This window comes from Halobellus sp. (genome assembly GCF_042218505.1).
In the GTDB taxonomy this organism is placed as follows: Archaea; Halobacteriota; Halobacteria; order Halobacteriales; family Haloferacaceae; genus Haloquadratum.
Map to the genome: position 1 here is coordinate 1 of NZ_JBDGQZ010000006.1, position 18,323 is coordinate 18,323.

The following is an 18,323-nucleotide window of genomic DNA, read 5'->3' on the forward strand; positions in this document are numbered from 1 at the left end:
ATGGGCGCTGCAGGATTTGAACCCGCGACAACTTGGTCCGAAGCCAAGCACTCTGTCCAAACTGAGCTAAGCGCCCTTACTCTTTATTAGCCGCGTGGGTCGGTTTAAATCCACGGATTCGCCACGCTGGCAGTGTTGCGATAAGGCCGAAAGATGAGGCGGTCAAAACTGTGAGTGCTCTGTGCTCAGTTTCGACCGCCTCAGCGGTGATAGCGGTTGTATCGAGTTAGATTTCTGGAGCGAGAGGCGACACCCAAGCCGGCGATGAAGCTCGGGATCCGACTCCATCTGGCTAGCCTATCACTTTCGGATACTGTGTTGCTTCTTGAGAGGTTGGGTTTCGAGCGCCATCGCAGCACCGTCCATCGGTGGGTACAGAAAGCCGATTTACAGCTGACCGCCGGTGCGACCCTGGATCACGTTGCGGTCGACGAAACCGTGATCCAGCTCAACGACGAGCGCTACTGGCTGTACGCTGCCATCGATCCCGCAACGACCCGTCTGCTCCACGCCCACCTGTTTCCGACGAGAACACGGGCGCTGGCCGAGATGTTCCTCTCGGAACTCCGTGAGAAACATCTCCTCGACGACGCAGTATTTTTGGCCGATGGCGCACCGTGGTTGCAGGCCGCCTGCCACCGCCTCGGGCTCCGATTCCAACACGTCACCCACGGGAAACGGAACCCCGTCAAACGTGTTTTCTGCGAACTAAAACGACGAACTAACCAGTTCTAAAATACGTTTAGCCACGTCGAACCGAAGACAGCTGAAAACTGGTTGCAAGCGTTCGCCTTCGCATAGAACCAGCTTATCTAGACACTACCCGCCACGCCTGGTGCTCCGGCTACTCCGTCGTAATTTTGTAGCCGAACTCGACGAGAGTTCATAGATGACATATCATTATAACGCACCGATCGGATCGTTAAGACTATACTGTCGCTCGAAGAGCGTGAACGAACGTCTCTTCACTCAGCGGCTCTCTCTTTGTTCGACTTTGTTCAGTTCGATGAGCAGCCGGAAGACCGCCTTCACGAGGTTCGAATCGACGCCGAATTGCTCGGCGTTTCGACCCGCCCGTTCCATCACACGCTCTTCTTGCCCCTCGTCGGTCGTCGGAAGATCACGTTCGGCTTTCACCTGCGCAACGGAATCAGCGACGTACGTACGCCGCGCGATCAACTCGACGATTTCGCGATCGATGTTCTCAATCTCTGTCCGCAATTCGTCCAGCGACATCTCCTCGGCGTCGACGCTCTGGTCAGTGTCAGATTCGTGCTCTCGTGTCATTCCAGTCGTGCTCCGTCCGTTCGAGTCGTCGTTCGCCACGTCTGCCCGTCGCGCTGGTCCCACCGCTTCTCTACCAGATCAAGTCCGTCGGCGTCACCGACAGCGACGACGCTAGGGCCGGTTCCCGAAAGCGAGACGCCGGCCACGTGCGGCATCGCCTCGACGGCCGGGTCGGTTGAGAAGCCGAGCGCCGCCGAGAAAGCGAGTCCGTTGACCGTCATCGCCTCCGCATACCGACCGTCCAACGCGAGGTCGGCAACCAGGTCGGCCATCGGAGTGACGTTCGCACAGCGGTCGACGTCGGCGTCGGCGGTGTAGGCGCGTTCTGCGGGGGTCCACACGAGGACTTCCCACTCGACCTCGTCACGGGCGAGCAGGTCGTCGGTCTCGTTATCGGTCACGGTGACGCCCCCGAGCATCGACGCCGAAGCGTCGTCGAACGCGCCCGTGACTGTCACGCCGACGTCTCGGGCCGCCTCGACGCCGAGCCGACAGGCTTCGAGACGCTCCGGATCCGCTCCAAGCGCGCCTGCCGTCGCGAGTACGGTCGCGTTGGCGGCGGCGCTCGAACTCTTGAGACCGGCCGCCATCGGGACGTCGCTCTCGGTTCGGACCGTCCCACCGGACAGCGTCTCCTCACGTTCGTCGCCGTATGTCTCGATTGCGAGTTCGACGCACCGTTCGATCAGCCGCGTGTCCGCGGCGTCGTCCTCGGCGACGGTCCCCTCGGTGTGTCCCGATTCGTCGAGTTCGACGACGGCGGTGGTCTCGGCGTCGATAGCGAACGCCGAGCCGACACCGGTCGAGAGGGCGTTCAACACCGTCCCTGCCCCGAGTGCGACTGCTCGGCCGTGCATACAGGAGTGCTATCGACCGACGTGAAGAGTGTAGCGATCCGCCGTGGCACTTTGGCGTCACGATCTGTCGTCGACCACGCGGCTGAACACCCCCAGAACGCGCCAGGTGACGACTGGTGAATCATCTCGCTCGCTACCGATCACGTCGATATAGTCACGCCCTTCGTCTGCACCCGAAATCCGCTCGGCTGTGACGTCGACCCCGGCAGCGACGGTTACGCCGGGGGCAACCGGCCGGAGCCGAGCAAGTCGCCGACGACCGTACCACCGAGAAACGCAACTCGTTCGAGGAACGCCCCCGTCGCCAAGTGGCTGCACTCACAGAAACTGCGGAGGCCACCAGCGACGAGGCCATCGAGCGGCGCTGAACCAACAACCGTCTTGCCGGGGTGAAACGGCTGCGGATCGCACACGGACGCGAAGTGGACGATCGCATTCCGAGTAAACGCGACCGCCTCGTCGGCCTCGAACCGGTCGCCACCGGCGAGATCCGCATACGTCAAGCGATTGTCTTCGTATCGCTCAACCCCACCGTTGTCGACCATAGGACGGCACTCAACGGCCCGGCTGACATTCACGGGGTTCGGCCGTTCGTGTTCGCGCCGTTCAGAACGGCCGAAGACACTTATGATGGGCCTTCCCGGCGTCGTGTATGGTTCCCGCGGCCGGCGGCTCAGCGCCTGCCCGACCTACGGCCGACGGTTCAATGGGTGACAGCCCAGCGGCTGACGACTCAACGGCCGACAGCCCGGCGGCCGACTCCGTTCGCACCCGACTTAGCCGAAGTCTCACCCGTCGGCGGCTCCTCCTCGCCGGCGGCGCGGCACTGGGTGCAGTTGGCGTGAGTCGATTGCGGACAGAGCCACCGACGTCGATTCAGACGCCGGACGGCACCTGGCCCTTCACCGACCGTGACTCCGCGCGCACAAGCGCTGCACAGGCAGCGGCCCCACCTACCGCGCCAACCATCTCGTGGCAAAAGCGACCCGTCTCCTCGGTCGATTCCCTCGTTGTCGGCCCCGAGCACGTCTACGTCGGGAGTCGGCGGAGCGACGCCCAGGCGCCGCAGGTCGCAGCATTAGTCCGCGACGACGGGACCGTTCAGTGGACAGCCCAGGCTCCGGGAATCCGTCTGGCCTACGCCGGGGGTGCCGTCTACGCCACGGGAACGTCCGAAACAGGCAACAGCGCCGAAGAGCGAGAACCGCCCTTCGGTTCGGTAGTTCGACTCGACGCATCGACGGGTGAGCGAATGTGGCGGCACCCGCTCCGGGACCGCGGGGAACGACTTCTCGTCACGAGACAGACTGTCTATGTGGGGAGCCAGTACGGACTCGACGCACTGGAACGAGACGGTGGTCGTTGTATGTTCCGCGCGCAGACCGGGGGTGGGCCGACGACGCCGCTCCTCGTCGACGGCTCGCTCGTCCTCACCGGAAGCCGTGTCGGCCGATACGGCGCGCGTCGCTGGAGCGACCTGGTCCTCAAACGGTTGCCAAGTCCTGTCTGGACCCGGAACCCCACGAGCCTGACGCTCGATCCGGCCGTCATCGAAGACGCTGGGACGGCGTCGAGTCTCGTTGCGACCGGTACTCTCGGGACGTACAACGACGCCGCGCAAATGATTCGTACGCACGCAGTACCCGACGGGTCGCGACGGTGGGACGCGGTGAACGCGGGGCCACTCTCTGATCCCACGGTCGTCAAGGAACTCTGCGCGGCCGGACCCCGATTGTTCCACGGGCTTCGGACCGGAAGCGACGCGCAACGACAGCGTTCGCTCGTCTGTCGGGATGCAACGACCGGCGCAGAGCAGTGGCGCGCGTCATTCCCGAACTGGCTCCGGTCGGTCGTCGTCGCTGGCGACCGCGTTCTCGCGGGGACGCGTCTGGACGCCGTCACTCCGGCGGGATCGAACGGTAGCGAACAAAGCGGGAGTAACAACGGAAGGCCACCGCCGGGACGCATCGCTGCGTTCACACTCGACGGCACAGTTCGGTGGCGAGTCCCGATTCCCGGATCGGTCGCCCACGTGGTCCCCGTGTCCAACCGGGTGTTCGTCGGGACCGACGACGCGAGTTACGGCGGCCGGACGGCGAACTCCGGGCACGTCATCGCAGTCGACTGAGCGACGATCGATCAGTGGTCCACACGCTCCATCGCGGTCCTTTTGCGTAGCCCGGGCGAAGCTAGCGATATGAGCGCCCGCAACGACATCCCGCCGGACACTGTCGGGGTCGAACTCCTCGAACACGGTGTGGCAGTCGAATACATCGACGGCCGGACGACGCTGTACCGAGGAATCCCCGAACCCGTCACCGATACACTCACCACCCCGCCGAAGAAGGAAACTCACGTCCTCGTGACCGACCCGACGGAGACTGAGGGCGTGATGCTCTATGTGAATGACCTGAAAAGTCACGACGACATCCTCGAATCGACGGGCGTCGGCCGGGTCATCCTCGACGAAGGCGAGGAGGAAGAACTCTTCCCGGGCGTTACTGTCCGCCGCCTGGGTGGGATGCGAACCGAGGTCGAGGCCGATCCCGACGTCGCTCGCGGCCGTGTGTTCGTCTTCGTGGAGGACGACTGGACCGAGTCGTCTTACGAGTTCGTGACCGAGAGCGAGGCCGCTGACCGCGAGGACGCCGCGGCCGCTGACGAAAACTGATGGCGCTCAGAAAGGCGTGGCGCTCGCTCGACCGGGCGACCGTCGGTCGCGCACCGGACGCTTACGGGCTCGTCGAGTTCGGTGACGCCGAAGGAACCGTCGTCGAGGCGAACGCGGGCCTCCTGCCCGATCTGCTCCGCGAAGAACTGTCATACGGCGACGCCGAGCAGGTCCGCTGGAAGCGAGCGCAGTCGGCGGCACACGCCCAACAGTTGTTAGACGAACGCTGAGCGGCGATCTCGCCCGGCGAATCCCCAAACCGATCGAGGTCGAGCCGGCGACTCAGTGGTCCTCGTGATCGTCTGCGTGAGACGCCTCGTGCTCGTCGGGATGCGTCGGCGTCCCCGAGAGGTTCCCGTCGCTGTCGAACCGCTTCGATCGGAGGAACCGCGCCCGGTATCGGTTCGCTCCCTCGTACACGTCGGCCTCGCGGATCTCTCCGACCCGGTCGTCCGCGACAGATTCGACGATCTCCTCGAGTTGCTCCTTCTCGGAGGGCGTGAGTTCGAACTCGTACGTCTGGGTCTTCTCTTCTTCGAGTTTGGTCCACTTCCGTGCGGCAGCGACGACGAGCGAACACGGCTCCCGACACGGGAACGTCCCTGTCCCGCCGTCGGCCTCGAGTTCGTCGCCCTCGTCGTACTGCCATTCGCGGCGCTTGAGACACTGTGAGTCGACGCAGCACGCCTCCGCGATCCATTCGACTCCTTCGCGGGGCATCTCCTCGATGACCCCGTAGATACCGGTCTGCCGATCTGCGGTCTCTCGCCAGTGAGTTACGTCGAGTTCGCCCTCACGTTCGCGGTTCCAGTTTGCAATCGAGGCCGGGTAGAGCACGTCGAGGGTCTCGACGGCGTCTCGCCCGTCGAGGTCCGGGAAGATCCAGCCCGCAACCAGCGACGGTGCGGTCTTGAGCGGCCGGTAGCGCCCGCGGTCGTCGTACGTCGCAATCTCACGGGCGTCGAGAGGATCCTCGTGAGTATCGAGGTCCGCCGGGTCGGTGCCGGCGTCATCGACGTGCCGCACGTGGTACCGACGCTCACCGGCGTCTCCGAGTGTTGTAGTGAGCAAGACCTCGCCCCACTCCGTGTGCATTTCGTCCCGAAGGGCATCGTAGCGCTCGGGGACGGGGTGTTCGTGAGCCGCCTCCGCGTGTCGGAGGAACGCGCGCCGGTGTCGCCCGCTGTCGCCGACGGTGACCTGCCAGTAGTACCAGTTGGTCACGTACGGGGCGATGTCCTCAGTGATCGCGTCCCGGAACTCCGACTCAGTGAGTCCCCCGTGGTCGACCTCCATCCCGTCGATGGCGAGGGTGTACCCCTCATCTGCTGTGTCCGCGTGGAGGCCATCGAAGGCGACCGGCTCCTCGTCTACCCGCTGGAGGAGGACGTCCAGTTGTTCGTCCTGCACGTCAGTCACCCGCCGCCTCGGTCCCGGTGTCCAGTTCCGAATCCGTCTCTCGCGTGGCTTTGCGGACGGTGTCGATCGCCTCCTCGATGCCGGCTCCGGCGTCCGCGGTCCGCTCGAGGATCACGTCGGCCATCAGCCCCTCGGTCCCGACGGCACCGGCGTACCAGACCCGGTGTCCGTCGACCTCGGCGGGCACGTCGTAGCCCGTCCGGTAGTCGTCGGTCAGCCCCATATCCTCCGGGATGTCCTCCTGCGTGTGGAAGCCATCGGCAATAAACAGGGGAACGACGACCACGTCTTCGGCCTCGAAGAAGTCGGTTACGTCGTCGACTTCGGGCTCTTCGTCCATATAGAGGGCCTGTACCTCGTCGAAGCGGTCCATCTCGCGGACGCGCTGGGCGTGGTACTCGATCGCCTTCGCGGAGTTCTCGTTGCGCTCGGTGCCGTGCCCGACGACTGCGAGTCCGAACCCGTCGCCGACCTCCGGATCTCCAGTCACTGTCTCCGCGCGGCGGACCAACACGTCCGTCATTGCCTCGTGAGTCCCGACGGGACCGCAGTAGTGGACGGTCTGGCCGGTATCCTCAGCAGTCAGCGTCGCCGTGTCGGCGCTGAGCCCATCGGACTCCCACTCGGAGACGTCCCAGTCCGAAAGGCGGAGTTCGCGCGGAATCACCTGCTCGGTGAAGTAGCCCTCGCTGATGAACAGCGGGACCACGTAAACCTCGTCGGATTCGACGGTCCGCAAGACCTCTCGGAGCGAGGGCTCTTCCTTCCAGAATCCGGTTTTCACCTCGTCGAACGCGCCCGTCTCGCGGATCGTGTCCGCGTGACGGTGCGTCGGCGTCGAGGAGTCGGGATTGAGATGCGACCCGTGCGCCACGATGACCAGCGCTTGCATATTGGATTCAGAGAACGGAGTGCCCTTAGTGACTTCGGGTTCAGCCAACGATTCTTGGCCTATCGGAAGCGCCGGTTCGGTGTGTGAAAACCATCGGGACTTTTGCCGTCGTCGACCGAGTGCAGTGATATGTCACTGGCCGCAGAGACGCGGGCCGCTGTTCGGGCCCGCCCGTGGTTGCTCCGGGCGCTCAGGGCTGGCGCGGTTAACTACACGGCCGCTGCAGAGTCGCTGGATATCGGCGGCGACGTCGACTCCATCGCGACGGCGCTCCGACGGTTCGAGGCGGATCTCGACCCCGTCGAAGAGACCACCCGCGACGTCACGGTCCGGATGCGCAGCGGGGTCGGCCTCGCCGGGGTCGACGTGGCCGACGCGGAATCGACGCCCGAGTCGGCGTCGGACGTCCTCCTCAACGTCGGGAACTCGGCGATTGTTACGAGCGACGGCTGTCTAACGGCCATCGTCGCGGAGGAGGCGGTCGACGCCGAGGCACTCACCGCGGTCGTCGGGCGACTCCGCGCGGAGAACGTCCTCGTCGATGCCGCGGGCGTCAGCGGCGATACGCTGGTCATTGTCGTTCCCCGAAGCGACGGGGCGAACGCGCTCAGACTCGTCGAATCGGCGCTGGAGATGGTCCCGGAGTAACGATCGGGCCGCGCTCGATCCGAGCGAAGGCGACGGAGGAGCGGCAGTCAGCGAAGAGCCGAAAAAACAGAAATCGGTCAGTACAGACGAACGCGGTATCACACCGAATCGGCACCTACACAGGATCTGTCAGAAACGGACTGCTGATATAGAGGCTCTGTGCAGCACGGGATCGTAACTGTGATCGCCGGTATTGAGTCGAACGGGTAGCAAGTCGCTCGTTTCACTGGATTCATTGCCAGCATATGAGGGAGGGTTCTGTCAGTGACCCGATACAGTGATCTCCGTACTGTGTCTTGTGTCTGCACTCCAGAGAATAGTGCTGAAGCTGCTGAGAGCACGAGCAGAGATTTGCAGCCGCCGCGGACATCTCACCATCGCTGAGGAGTGGCAGCCGCTGGGAGTTCGTGAGCGGTCACATTTAATTACAGTAGACCCTATTTGGGGGTGCAAGCCGCCGACAAGAACTGACTCGCCTGCGCTGTGGACTTCAGAGAGCGGTCAAGAACTCTCGACGATGCGCCGGTAGGCGTCGTTGACCGACATCCCTGTGCGTCCGGTGAGGCGTGCCCACCACAGTACAAGCGCAATGAGGAGAACCCCTGGCAGCAAGATCAGTAGTGTATCGATAGTCCCGGCTACCGTTCGCTCGACCGCGAAAAGCTTCGGGTACGGACTGCTAACCCTTCCGACGACCAGTATAACCCAAGCGTTCGACGCGAAGTGGATCCCGATTGGGAGCGCAAGGCTTCCCGTAGCCGCATATGCTGCCACAAAGTACGACACGGAAAGAACTGCCTGTAGTGCGCCAAACGCCGGATTCGTGTACTCGGCCGCGACACCGAACGCGTGAGGAAGTCCGAATGCGAGCGCACTTAGTACAACTGCACCCCCCAATGCGCCTGTCGGTGAGACGCTCCGTGCAGCAAGTCCCTCTGCGGCATTTCGGATCAGTAAGCTCCGGAAAACGAACTCCTCCCATACTGCAGTAACCAACACGCCGAACAGGCTTACACTAGTGACGAGGGCGAGAGACGATGGGCCCGTCGCAACACCTCTGACGGTCGTGTCCGCGACTGTGAGCTCGCCCGTTCTGGCTCAGATAGCAGTGACGGCCAACTGGAACACGAGTCCCATTCCAACGCCGACAGCGAGATCACGCAACCAGACGACGTTGATACCGAATCCGACACCCGACGCGGACCGATTACCCAGTCTGACTGCCACCACGACGGCACCAGCAACTGCGGCGAGATATGGGAGTTTTAGCTCTGTAATGACAGGTGGAACTTCGGTGGCACTGAGAATCGTCTCCCCGAGTACAACGACTCCGACGAACACCGCCAATGCGAATAGAACCCGCCAGATTGCCCGAAGTCGCGTGTCGGTCTCCCCATAGAGAACCTGCTCGACGGTCGTCCGTTGGTCTGTGATTTCTGCTCCGTTCTCTCTGTTCGTCGGTCGCACACTCTCTTCTACTCATCATAGTCAAAAAAGATACTCCAAACAAACAGACTGTCGGCGTGTCGGAGACAGACTCATATTCATCGATTATAATGGATCTGAAGCGGAAATATCAGGTAAATTTTATTCTGCTGAAACCCTCAGTTGCTGAGTATTTTCTGAAGCTATGTTAAATACCTCGCGCGTATTCGACTCGCTCGTATGAACCGCACTTGTGTCTGATAGAATTGTTACCCATCGATAGGTTCATAGGTCGTACAGGTCGGTGAATTTCTCGGTGACGTACTCCAGATAATAGTCCGCGGTGAGCTCCTCACCTGTGACACGCCGGATCAGTTCGGGGGTGGTATAGCGCTGACCGTGCTGATGGATTTCCGCCCGCAGCCACTCCCGAAGGGGGCCGAACTCACCGCGACGGAGTTTCTCGTCGAACCCGTCGATATCCTCGCGCGCGGCCGCCGCCAATTGGGTCGCGAGGACGTGGCCGAGCGTATATGTCGGGAAGTAACCGACCCAGCCGTTCGCCCAGTGAATCGTGAGCAACGGCCCTTCGGCGTCGGATTCAGGCCGGAACCCGAGGTACTCTTCGTAGGTATCGCGCCAGACCTCCGGCACGTCCGCGGCCTGGATATCACCAGCGACGAGGGCCCGTTCGATCTTACACCGGACTAAGATGTGGAGTTGCCAGGTGAGTTCGTCGGCTCGCAACAGGTTCGGTTCATCGGGTCGGACGTGGACGAACGACTCGTATAGGTCCCTGGCACTCCCCTCGATTGCAGGCAAGTGCTCAACTACTGTGGGACGGATATACTCCCAGAACTCCTCCGACCGCCCGACGTGACACTCCCAGAGCGTGGACTGCGATTCGTGGACAAAATACCCCTGAATCGATCCCAGTGGGGTCCCATAGTGCTCCTGTGGCAGTTGCTGTTTGTACAGCGCGTGACCGAATTCGTGAACCGCCACCGACGGCATAAGATGAAAGTCGTCTTCGTTCATCTGCAGGCCGATCCGACAGTCGAACTGGTTACCGAGCGTGATCCCGTTCGGGACGATGTCGACGTGGCCACGGTCCCAGTCGTAGCCGAACTCGTCGAGGATGTCGCGGCACGCAGCCGCTTGGGCATCGATGTCGAAGGTACCGGCGAACGCATCTGTGGTCAACTCGGTGTCCGACTGCCGGATGTCCTCGACTAGCGGGACCAACTCTCGTTGGAGCCGATCGAAGATCCGCTCGACCGTTTCTACGTCAGTGTAGGGGGCATACTCCGCGAAGAGGACGCCGTACGGGTCGGCGTCGGGGTCGATTGCGGCGGCCTCCTCGCGCTTCAATTCGATGATCCGATCGAGGTAGTCCTCGAAGTAGTCAAACTCGTTATCCGCCTTCGCCTGCTGCCAAGCGTCCGTGGCCTCGGTGATCGTCTCCGAAAGCTGCTGAGAGAGGGCGGGCGGTACGGCAGCCTCCCGCTCGTACTCGCGACGGATTTCTCTGACGTTGGCCCGCTGTTGATCGGTCAATGTCGCGGAATCGACAGCTTCGAGCAGGTCGCCCAACGCGGAATCGGCACGCTGTCGATGAATCACCGTGGAGAGTGCGCCCTGCTGTTTGGATCGTGCCGACGCTCCCCCATCCGGAACTGCGGTGAATGCATCCCAGGAGAGGACTTCCTCAATGTCTTTTAGATACGCGAGACGCTTCCACTGCTCTAACAGTCGGTCGTAGTTGTCGTCCGCTGATTCTGGCGGCTGGTTGGCCGGTTGGTCTGTCATCGTGTGTCTCTCGAATTGTATTGACGGGCTTCCTGCACGACTTCAGGAGTCATTTTGTTAAGTATTATCACACGACAGCACGTGCCTCGAGCAAATCTGGCGCGCTGGTGATGGATACGCGCGCCGTGTTCAGGAGGTCGCTCTCAAACCGCCGTCACGTTGACCGAAACTCAGCAGTCGGCACACCAGCGGGCTCAGGTGGCTGAACGACAGTCGGTTTTCCTCGTCGAACGGGCCACGACGGGAGACCATAGCGTTCTCGGAAACGGTCACTCGTCGACCGGGTCCAACTGGTCGATAGACTCTCGGATGACGTCGGCTGAATGCTGCAGAGCCGAAACCTCGTCTGCCGCGAGGTCGAAGCCCAGCACTTCACGGACGCCCCCGCGGTTGACGACGCACGGGAGACTCAGGTAGACGCCGTCGATGTCGTGTCGACCGGTGACGAGCGTCGAAACGGTGAGAATCGCGTCGTCGTCGCCCAGGATCCGCTCGACGATTGCGGACACTGAGCGCGCGACGCCGTAGTTCGTCCGATCCTTCCGTTCGATGATCTCGTAGGCTGCCTCGCGGACCTCGGACTCAATGCGCGCTTCCAGCCCCGCCACGTCCCCGATCCCTCGCTGGTCGCAGTATGTGTCCACGGGAACACCACCGAGGTTCGCCGAACTCCAGACCAGCACCTCGCTGTCGCCGTGCTCCCCGATCACGTATGCATGAACGTTTTTCGAATTGATATCGAACTCGCGACTCAAAGCGTGCCGGAACCGCGAGGTGTCGAGGACCGTCCCCGACCCGATCACGCGGTCGGCGGGCAGATCCGACACCTGCCAGGCGACGTAGGAGAGCACGTCGACGGGGTTCGTGACGACCAGGAGCACCGCGTCGTCGTCAAGACCCCTCGTGACCTCGGGGATCATCTCCGCGAAGATATCGGTGTTGCGTTCGAGCAGATCGAGTCGGGTTTCGTCGGGGCGCTGGCTCGCGCCGGCGGTGACGATCACGACGTCGGCGTCCCAGCAGTCCTCGTAGTCCCCCGACCGGACGGAGACCGAGGAGGTGAAGTACGCACCGTGGTTGAGGTCCATCGCCTCACCAGCGGCCCGTTCGTCGTCGATGTCGACGAGGACGATCTCCCCGACGAGACTGCTGTCCATCAACGCGAACGCCGTACTCGAACCCACCGCGCCCGCGCCGCCGACGACCGCGACCGTTCTGGTCCCGCCGTTTTCGCTCATATCGCGATTTTATTTGAGGACCGAGTAAACACTTGTGCCGAGTCCCTCCGGACGGGAAAACATCCGGTGGAGATTTCGCACAGTCGGCGGGCGGGAAGGCCGGTCGGCACCGACCGTTCCGACGACTTGAAAAACGCGTCCGGAGAAAAGAGACGTAATGACGCTGTCCGTGACCAACACCCTGACGGGCGAGCGCGATGAGTTCGAACCGCGGAACGACGACGAGGTCTTACTGTACGTCTGCGGGCTGACGGTCTCGGATGATGCGCACCTAGGGCACGCTCGCCTGTGGGCACACGCGGACGTGATGCACCGGTGGCTGGAGTACGAGGGCTACGACGTCCGGCACGTCGAGAACTTCACCGACGTCAACGAAAAGATCGTCGCCCGGATTGGCGAGGACGAGTACGGACGTAGCGAGGCGGACGTGGCCGAGTTCTTCACCTCACACGTCATCCGAGATATGCGCGGACTGAATCTCAAGCGCGCCGAGGTGTATCCGCGAGTTTCCGAGCACGTCCCCGAAATCATCGATCTCGTCGAGACGCTCGTCGATCGGGGATACGCCTACGAGTCGAACGGGTCTGTCTACTTCGACGTCACCGCTTTCGACGACTACGGGAAACTGTCGAATCAACAGTTAGACGAGATCGAAACGCAGGACACCGAGGCGGAGCGTTCAGAAAAGCGTAATCCCGCGGATTTCGCGCTCTGGAAGGCTGGTGCGGTCGCCCCCGAGGACGTCGCCGAACACCGCGACCCCAGCCTTGACCCCATCGAGGACGCCTGCGGCCAGACCTGGGAGTCGCCGTGGGGCGAGGGCCGGCCGGGTTGGCACGTCGAGTGCTCGGCGATGTCGATGACGCATCTGGACGACACTCTCGACATTCACGTCGGCGGCCGCGACCTGGTGTTCCCCCATCACGAAAACGAGGTCGCCCAGAGCGAGGCCGCGACCGGCGAGCAGTTTGCGCGCTACTGGCTGCACGTCGGCCTCCTCCAGACCGCAGGCGACAAGATGTCCTCGAGTCTCGGGAACTTCCTCACCGTCGACGAGGCCCTCGACGAGTACGGCGTTAACGTGGTGCGGACGTTCTACTGCTCGACCGCCTACCGGAGCGAGCAGACCTTCGGCGAGCGCGAGATGCAGGAGGCCGAAGAGCGCTGGGAGCGACTCGAGCGAGCCTACGAGACCGCCGCGGACATCTGTGACAGCACTGACGCGTACGCGAAGGTCGAAGACGAGCGCTTCCGCGAGGCGATCACCGGAACGCGCGAGGACTTCCGTGAGGCGATGAACGACGACTTCAACGTCCGCGAAGCGATGGCCGCGCTGCTCGAGTTGGCGACCGCGACGAACCGACACGCCGACGACCGCGACGCCTACGACTTCTGGGCGCTTCGAGAGGCCGTCGAGACGTTCGAGGACCTCGCAGGAGAAGTCTTCGGGCTCTCTTTCGGCGACGCGGCCGCCGGCGATGGGACGGTAACGCTCGCAGAGGAACTGGTCGAACTCGTCCTCGACGTTCGCGACGCTGAGCGCGACGCCGGCAACTACGACCGCGCGGACGACCTCCGCGACGACCTCGCCGACCTCGGCGTCGAGGTGCAGGACGGCGACGGCGGGACGACGTACCGCTTCGAGTGAGATGTCGCCGAAGCGCTGTGGTCGTCACACAGTCGTGAGTCGTCAGGCGGTCGTGAACAGGCTCGTTTCGTCCGGGATCTCGAACAGTCCGAGCCGGACGCCGGCGTCGAGCCAGCCGTAGCCGTAAGAGAAGGCGGCAAGGGCGTTTACCGGGTCGTCATTCTCGCGGAAGTGCCGCCCGTCTTCCAGATACGACTCGGCCATCTCCCTGATCTCCGCGGCTGCCGTACCGAGTGGGCGTGGCTCCGGGACGGCAATCGTTGCCTCGGTGAGCGCGTCGGCCAGCATCGCCTCGTACCTGTCTGTTTTTTCAGTCAGATCCGCGGGCATACCGGCAGTCGGCGATCCGGGAGTAAGTATGCTCGTATCGAACCGGTCGGTTTACTCCCGTGAGTCCAGTGGCCCCAATGATTCCGGTGAGCCCAACGACCCCGTTTGCTCTAGCGAGTCAGAAGATCCCGCTGGCTCCGGCACAATCGACGATTCCGACGGCGCTGACTCGCAGTCGATCCGAATTGATTAGCCGCTCCAGAGACGAACGTTTATTGGCCGGTTCGTATTTTATGAGACCGATTTGGTAGAGGCACCTGGCGTCATCGTTGTCTTCGCTTCGTTCGCGGCCGTCGCCGGCACGCTGGGCCTGATGTGGTACTTGCGGCAGTATCGCGAGACGGTCAGCGCCCGATGGTTCATTTTCACTCTGAGTGCACAGGCCACTGTGGCCGCCGCCTACGGGTTCGGCTTGCTCACTTTCGACCCGCTGCTCCGTCGGTACGCGGAGGCCTTCGTATGGGTCGGGTTGCTCTGGCTCGGCCCGCTGTTCCTGGCGTTCGCGTTGAGTTACACGGGGCGGACGGATCTGTTCAGATCCCGCGGATTCCGCCTGCTGTTCGTCCTCCCCGTCGGCGGCAGTCTGCTCGCGCTGACCCATCCGGCCCACGACGTGTTGTGGCGTGGATTCGAACTTTCGCCACTGTTCGGGGTTGCGACGGTCCGGTACGCCATCCAGCCGCTCGGGTACGCCCTCGCACTGGCGTCACTCGCAGCTGCCGCCGTCGCTGTTCTGTTGCTGGTCGAGACCATCGTAGCGTACGGACCGCTGTACCGGCGCGAGGCGATCGCGGTCGCAGTTAGCACGCTCCCGCCGGCGGGGGCATTCATCGTCTGGCTGGCCGGCGTCGGCCCTTGGCCGGAACTCAATCTCGGCGTCGCAATGCTGGTCCCGCACGTGCTCTTCGACGCCTACGCGTTCGTGGGCACACATATGTTCGAGACGAACCCGACGACGCAGCGGGCCGCTGCACAAAGTGCGCTGGACGACCTCGACAATCCGCTTTTCGTCGTCGATACCGACAGTCGGGTGGTAAAACTAAACGGCCGCGCGGAGTCGCTGTTCGACGTCGATCCGGCGGCGCGGCGACCAGCGGATCTGGAGCGACTCATCGGCGTCGACCTCGAGACACTGTTGACCGCCGGGGAGATCGACGGCGAGAACGGAGCCGTCTTTTCGGTCTCTTACACCGCGTTGACTGACCCCGCCGGGACCGAAGTCGGCGGGTTGGTGGTGTTGTACGACATCTCGACCGAACGGCAGCAGAACCAACAACTCGACGTGCTCAATCGGATCCTCCGGCACAACCTCCGGAACGAACTGACGGTGATTCTCGGACGCGCCCAACTGATCGAATCGTCGTCGGATGTCGATATCGGATCACAGGCCAGCACGATCCGTCAGGCCGGTGAGCGGTTGCAGTCTATCTCCCAAAAGGCACGAGCCTTCGCGCGGGTCGCAGAACGGGACGTTCAACGCGTCGAGGTAGATCTGGATTCGGCCGTCACCGGCGTAGTCGAAGCGCTCACCGACGAACACCCCGCCGCGACCGTCGATGTCGATGTCGCCACCTCGCGGTCCGCCGTCCGTTTGGATCGCGACCTCCTGTCGCTGATTCTCTCGAACCTCGTCGAGAACGCGATCGTCCACGCGCCGACGGACCCGACGGTGACCGTTCGAGTCTCAGACGGCGAGGCCGAGAGGATCCGTTTTGAGGTCTGCGATAACAACCCGGAAATCGACGCGGCCGAACTCGCGCCAATCGAATCGGGGGACGAGACGGCCCTGCAGCACGGGAGCGGCATCGGCCTCTGGGTGGCGACGTGGTGCGCTACCGCACTGGGTGGCGACCTGACGTTCCGCTACGAAGAAGGGAATGTCGCGGTCGTCGACCTTCCAGCGATGGACGAGTCGAGTCAGGGAGCGTAGCGACTCGACACTCGGTCGACGGTGTCGCAGCAGACGAATGAATCCGCCGCAACCAATATTGTGAACAATCTACAATATAGTTTGGTGGCGGCCACGCACGACAGCGGAACCTAAAAGGAGGACACTGTCGAAGGTACAGTATATGCAACCAGACGCCGACATCGTCGATCACCGACCGCTTATCGTGGCCGGTTCGGGAATTGCCGGTCTCTCAGCCGCCATCTATGCCGCTCGATCGAACAACGATCCGCTCGTCTTCGAGGGCGACGAGCCCGGCGGTCAACTGACGTTGACTACGGAAGTCGACAACTACCCCGGATTCCCCGACGGTATCTCCGGGCCCGAACTGGTCCAGAATATGAAACAGCAGGCCGAGCGGTTCGGGGCCGAAATCAAAAACGGAATCGTCGAGAGTGTCGAGGGAGACGAACGGCCCTTCACCGTCGAACTGTCCAACGGCGATGTCTACACTGCCGACGCGGTCATCGCGGCCTCCGGCGCGTCCGCGCGGACCCTGGGTGTTCCCGGCGAGGACGACCTGATGGGCTACGGCCTCTCGACGTGTGCCACCTGTGACGGCGCGTTCTTCCGCGACGAGAAGATCCTCGTCGTCGGCGGCGGCGACGCCGCGATGGAGGAGGCGAGTTTCCTCACCAAGTTCGCGTCCACCGTCTACATCGCCCACCGTCGCGAGGAGTTCCGCGCGGAGGACTACTGGATCGACCGCGTGATGGAGCAGGTCGAGGAGGGCGACATCGAGATTATGCGGAACACCGAACTTACGGAGATCCACGGAAGCAGAGCGGACGGCGTCGACCACGTCACGCTGGTCGAGAACCCCGAGGGTCACCCCAAGCGGAAACTGGACGACCCCGACACCGAAGAGTTCGACTTCGACGTCGGCGCGGTGTTCTACGCCATCGGCCACACGCCAAACACGTCCTATCTCGAGGACACCGGGGTCGACCTCGACGACCAGGGGTACCTCGATACCCAGCGCGGCGAAGGCGGCGGGCAGACCGCCACGGGCGTCCCCGGCATCTTCGGCGCGGGCGACGTCGTCGACCACCACTACCAGCAGGCCGCAACGGCCGGCGGGATGGGTGTAAAGGCCGCGCTCGACGCCGACGATTACCTCGAAAAGCTGGAGCGTGAGGGCCGCGCCGAGGCTGGCGGCGAAGTCGCCACCGCCGAGAGCGACTAACACTCACCGAGTCACACCTCGGGTGCAGTGCCGGTGCACTACCCGGCGCAAAAACATCGAAAACTCCGAAGCCCTGCCTTCGTCCGCCCGGCGGTTACGCCGCGACCCGCGCAGTGATACTCCCAGAACGAAGCGAGAGACTTCGATCCGGGTTCAGCCCGCGAACGACTCGGAAGACGGATCATCCTCGTGTCGAGATGCTTCGTCCGCATCGGTCGATTGGGGTGGCAGCGTCAGAATCTGTTGGAGAATCTGTGCCGCTGCTGGCCCAAGCAACACGGCGTCCGCTGTCGCTGTCAGTTCTGCGTGATTGAGGACGCTCCTGAACACGACGAGTAGGGCCTCCCGATACTCGGCGTGTCTTCGTTCGCCGAGATGTACCGCATACCTGTGCCGTTCGGCGTCCAGCGACGTTCCACGGAGGGTGACGTACGTTTGTGACCACCGCAACCGCGTCGCTCGGGGGGCGGATTCGAGCCACCGAATCGCCGCCGGCGACACGTCGAGCTTCGAGCCCACCGGTGCGTCGAACACCCCGGGAGGAAGCGTCCGAGATGGCTCCCGCCCGGACCGCTGGGTCGGCGTTCCACCGTCCGGTCGCGCGATCCGCCGTTGACGACTCGCGAGGGCACGCCGACGGTATCGAACGCTGTCCGGACGAGGTCCTCCGGGTCGTCTGCCCCGATCGCACACGACGGAGCGAACGTCTCCGCCGCGATACTCCCCCCGGCGAGAAGCCACGCGTGGAGGACAACCAGGCCCTCGAAGGTCGTATCCCCTGGCTCGGTGTCGAGCCAGCCGTGCCGCCCCGCAGTCTCGATCGCTCGTTTGGCGTGCGGCTTCGCGCCCTCGAACCACGGGCGAATCCGCCCCCGGGGCAGTCCGAGCGCCCGACTGGCCGCGTACGCTCCTCCCTCGGTGTGTGCCGCTCGCCAGCGCATCACGCGTTCGTACTCGTCGACGCG

Annotated in this window: 17 protein-coding genes, 1 tRNA gene and 2 pseudogenes; 8 read left to right on the forward strand and 12 right to left on the reverse strand. The window is 63.3% G+C overall.

The window, feature by feature from the left end; translation table 11 throughout:
- Position 1: 1 nt before the first annotated feature.
- Positions 2-76 (reverse strand) — tRNA-Arg (locus tag ABEI27_RS01345).
- 105 nt (positions 77-181) lie between these two features.
- Between ABEI27_RS01345 and ABEI27_RS01350 the strand changes: the two are divergent.
- A pseudogene (locus ABEI27_RS01350) lies at positions 182-801 on the forward strand (IS6 family transposase).
- Between the two features lie 168 nt (positions 802-969).
- Here ABEI27_RS01350 and ABEI27_RS01355 read toward each other — a convergent pair.
- From ABEI27_RS01355 to ABEI27_RS01365, 3 genes are all read right to left on the reverse strand, one after another.
- Positions 970-1,287, reverse strand: a complete 318-nt coding sequence (locus ABEI27_RS01355) for a chorismate mutase (RefSeq protein WP_375797621.1) — start codon at positions 1,285-1,287, stop codon at positions 970-972.
- A complete protein-coding gene (locus ABEI27_RS01360; RefSeq protein ID WP_375797622.1) occupies positions 1,284-2,144 on the reverse strand; it encodes a shikimate kinase in 861 nt (286 codons plus the stop codon). Before ABEI27_RS01360 ends, ABEI27_RS01355 begins: the two co-directional genes overlap by 4 nt.
- A 215-nt stretch (positions 2,145-2,359) precedes the next feature.
- A complete protein-coding gene (locus tag ABEI27_RS01365; protein ID WP_375797623.1) occupies positions 2,360-2,689 on the reverse strand; it encodes a hypothetical protein in 330 nt (109 codons plus the stop codon).
- 161 nt (positions 2,690-2,850) lie between these two features.
- On the opposite strand from ABEI27_RS01365, the gene ABEI27_RS01370 reads away from it, so the two are divergent.
- From ABEI27_RS01370 to ABEI27_RS01380, 3 genes are all read left to right on the forward strand, one after another.
- Positions 2,851-4,272: a PQQ-binding-like beta-propeller repeat protein gene (locus ABEI27_RS01370; RefSeq protein WP_375797624.1), complete on the forward strand. Its 1,422-nt coding sequence runs from the start codon at positions 2,851-2,853 to the stop codon at positions 4,270-4,272.
- Between the two features lie 69 nt (positions 4,273-4,341).
- Positions 4,342-4,815 carry a DUF5796 family protein gene (locus tag ABEI27_RS01375; RefSeq protein ID WP_375797625.1) on the forward strand — a complete coding sequence of 158 codons (474 nt, stop codon included), beginning with the start codon at positions 4,342-4,344 and terminating at the stop codon, positions 4,813-4,815.
- The gene (locus tag ABEI27_RS01380) at positions 4,815-5,045 is read left to right on the forward strand and encodes a hypothetical protein (protein WP_375797626.1); all 231 of its coding nucleotides are present in this window, start codon (positions 4,815-4,817) and stop codon (positions 5,043-5,045) included. Before ABEI27_RS01375 ends, ABEI27_RS01380 begins: the two co-directional genes overlap by 1 nt.
- 52 nt (positions 5,046-5,097) lie before the next feature.
- On the opposite strand, the gene ABEI27_RS01385 is transcribed toward ABEI27_RS01380, so the two are convergent.
- Entirely contained in the window at positions 5,098-6,234 is a 1,137-nt protein-coding gene (locus tag ABEI27_RS01385) for a DR2241 family protein (RefSeq protein ID WP_375797627.1), read from the reverse strand.
- Positions 6,227-7,126, reverse strand: a complete 900-nt coding sequence (locus ABEI27_RS01390; RefSeq protein WP_375797628.1) for a CbiX/SirB N-terminal domain-containing protein — start codon at positions 7,124-7,126, stop codon at positions 6,227-6,229. The genes ABEI27_RS01385 and ABEI27_RS01390 overlap by 8 nt, the downstream gene beginning before the upstream one ends.
- Before the next feature lie 129 nt (positions 7,127-7,255).
- Here ABEI27_RS01390 and ABEI27_RS01395 point away from each other — a divergent pair, with 129 nt between their 5' ends.
- A complete protein-coding gene (locus ABEI27_RS01395) occupies positions 7,256-7,774 on the forward strand; it encodes a hypothetical protein (protein ID WP_375797629.1) in 519 nt (172 codons plus the stop codon).
- A gap of 501 nt (positions 7,775-8,275) precedes the next feature.
- Here ABEI27_RS01395 and ABEI27_RS01400 read toward each other — a convergent pair.
- From ABEI27_RS01400 to ABEI27_RS01415, 4 genes are all read right to left on the reverse strand, one after another.
- The gene (locus ABEI27_RS01400) at positions 8,276-8,782 is read right to left on the reverse strand and encodes a lysostaphin resistance A-like protein (protein ID WP_375797737.1); all 507 of its coding nucleotides are present in this window, start codon (positions 8,780-8,782) and stop codon (positions 8,276-8,278) included.
- 90 nt (positions 8,783-8,872) lie between these two features.
- Positions 8,873-9,241: a hypothetical protein gene (locus ABEI27_RS01405; protein ID WP_375797630.1), complete on the reverse strand. Its 369-nt coding sequence runs from the start codon at positions 9,239-9,241 to the stop codon at positions 8,873-8,875.
- A 243-nt stretch (positions 9,242-9,484) separates the two neighbouring features.
- On the reverse strand, positions 9,485-11,008 hold the full coding sequence (locus ABEI27_RS01410) for a carboxypeptidase M32 (protein ID WP_375797631.1): 1,524 nt from the start codon (positions 11,006-11,008) through the stop codon (positions 9,485-9,487).
- A gap of 269 nt (positions 11,009-11,277) precedes the next feature.
- Positions 11,278-12,246, reverse strand: a complete 969-nt coding sequence (locus tag ABEI27_RS01415) for an L-lactate dehydrogenase (protein ID WP_375797632.1) — start codon at positions 12,244-12,246, stop codon at positions 11,278-11,280.
- Positions 12,247-12,403: 157 nt separating this feature from the next.
- Here ABEI27_RS01415 and cysS point away from each other — a divergent pair, with 157 nt between their 5' ends.
- The gene (gene cysS, locus ABEI27_RS01420; protein WP_375797633.1) at positions 12,404-13,894 is read left to right on the forward strand and encodes a cysteine--tRNA ligase; all 1,491 of its coding nucleotides are present in this window, start codon (positions 12,404-12,406) and stop codon (positions 13,892-13,894) included.
- Between the two features lie 42 nt (positions 13,895-13,936).
- On the opposite strand, the gene ABEI27_RS01425 is transcribed toward cysS, so the two are convergent.
- Positions 13,937-14,224: a DUF357 domain-containing protein gene (locus ABEI27_RS01425; RefSeq protein WP_375797634.1), complete on the reverse strand. Its 288-nt coding sequence runs from the start codon at positions 14,222-14,224 to the stop codon at positions 13,937-13,939.
- Positions 14,225-14,468: 244 nt separating this feature from the next.
- On the opposite strand from ABEI27_RS01425, the gene ABEI27_RS01430 reads away from it, so the two are divergent.
- Together ABEI27_RS01430 and ABEI27_RS01435 are read left to right on the forward strand one after the other, a co-directional pair.
- Positions 14,469-16,154, forward strand: coding sequence for a histidine kinase N-terminal 7TM domain-containing protein (locus ABEI27_RS01430; RefSeq protein ID WP_375797635.1), 1,686 nt, complete (start codon positions 14,469-14,471; stop codon positions 16,152-16,154).
- A gap of 142 nt (positions 16,155-16,296) precedes the next feature.
- Positions 16,297-17,358, forward strand: a complete 1,062-nt coding sequence (locus ABEI27_RS01435) for an NAD(P)/FAD-dependent oxidoreductase (protein ID WP_375797636.1) — start codon at positions 16,297-16,299, stop codon at positions 17,356-17,358.
- A gap of 296 nt (positions 17,359-17,654) precedes the next feature.
- Here ABEI27_RS01435 and ABEI27_RS01440 read toward each other — a convergent pair.
- Positions 17,655-18,323, reverse strand: a pseudogene (locus ABEI27_RS01440) (hypothetical protein); the annotation flags it as partial.

What these genes read in the sequence shown, in the direction of transcription:
- ABEI27_RS01355 (WP_375797621.1), bottom strand. Translation starts at nt 1,287, where the DNA reads ATGACACGAGAGCACGAATCTGACACTGACCAGAGCGTCGACGCCGAG.
- ABEI27_RS01360 (WP_375797622.1), bottom strand. Translation starts at nt 2,144, where the DNA reads ATGCACGGCCGAGCAGTCGCACTCGGGGCAGGGACGGTGTTGAACGCC.
- ABEI27_RS01365 (WP_375797623.1), bottom strand. Translation starts at nt 2,689, where the DNA reads ATGGTCGACAACGGTGGGGTTGAGCGATACGAAGACAATCGCTTGACG.
- ABEI27_RS01370 (WP_375797624.1), top strand. Translation starts at nt 2,851, where the DNA reads ATGGGTGACAGCCCAGCGGCTGACGACTCAACGGCCGACAGCCCGGCG.
- ABEI27_RS01375 (WP_375797625.1), top strand. Translation starts at nt 4,342, where the DNA reads ATGAGCGCCCGCAACGACATCCCGCCGGACACTGTCGGGGTCGAACTC.
- ABEI27_RS01380 (WP_375797626.1), top strand. Translation starts at nt 4,815, where the DNA reads ATGGCGCTCAGAAAGGCGTGGCGCTCGCTCGACCGGGCGACCGTCGGT.
- ABEI27_RS01390 (WP_375797628.1), bottom strand. Translation starts at nt 7,126, where the DNA reads ATGCAAGCGCTGGTCATCGTGGCGCACGGGTCGCATCTCAATCCCGAC.
- ABEI27_RS01395 (WP_375797629.1), top strand. Translation starts at nt 7,256, where the DNA reads ATGTCACTGGCCGCAGAGACGCGGGCCGCTGTTCGGGCCCGCCCGTGG.
- ABEI27_RS01410 (WP_375797631.1), bottom strand. Translation starts at nt 11,008, where the DNA reads ATGACAGACCAACCGGCCAACCAGCCGCCAGAATCAGCGGACGACAAC.
- ABEI27_RS01415 (WP_375797632.1), bottom strand. Translation starts at nt 12,246, where the DNA reads ATGAGCGAAAACGGCGGGACCAGAACGGTCGCGGTCGTCGGCGGCGCG.
- cysS (WP_375797633.1), top strand. Translation starts at nt 12,404, where the DNA reads ATGACGCTGTCCGTGACCAACACCCTGACGGGCGAGCGCGATGAGTTC.
- ABEI27_RS01425 (WP_375797634.1), bottom strand. Translation starts at nt 14,224, where the DNA reads ATGCCCGCGGATCTGACTGAAAAAACAGACAGGTACGAGGCGATGCTG.
- ABEI27_RS01435 (WP_375797636.1), top strand. Translation starts at nt 16,297, where the DNA reads ATGCAACCAGACGCCGACATCGTCGATCACCGACCGCTTATCGTGGCC.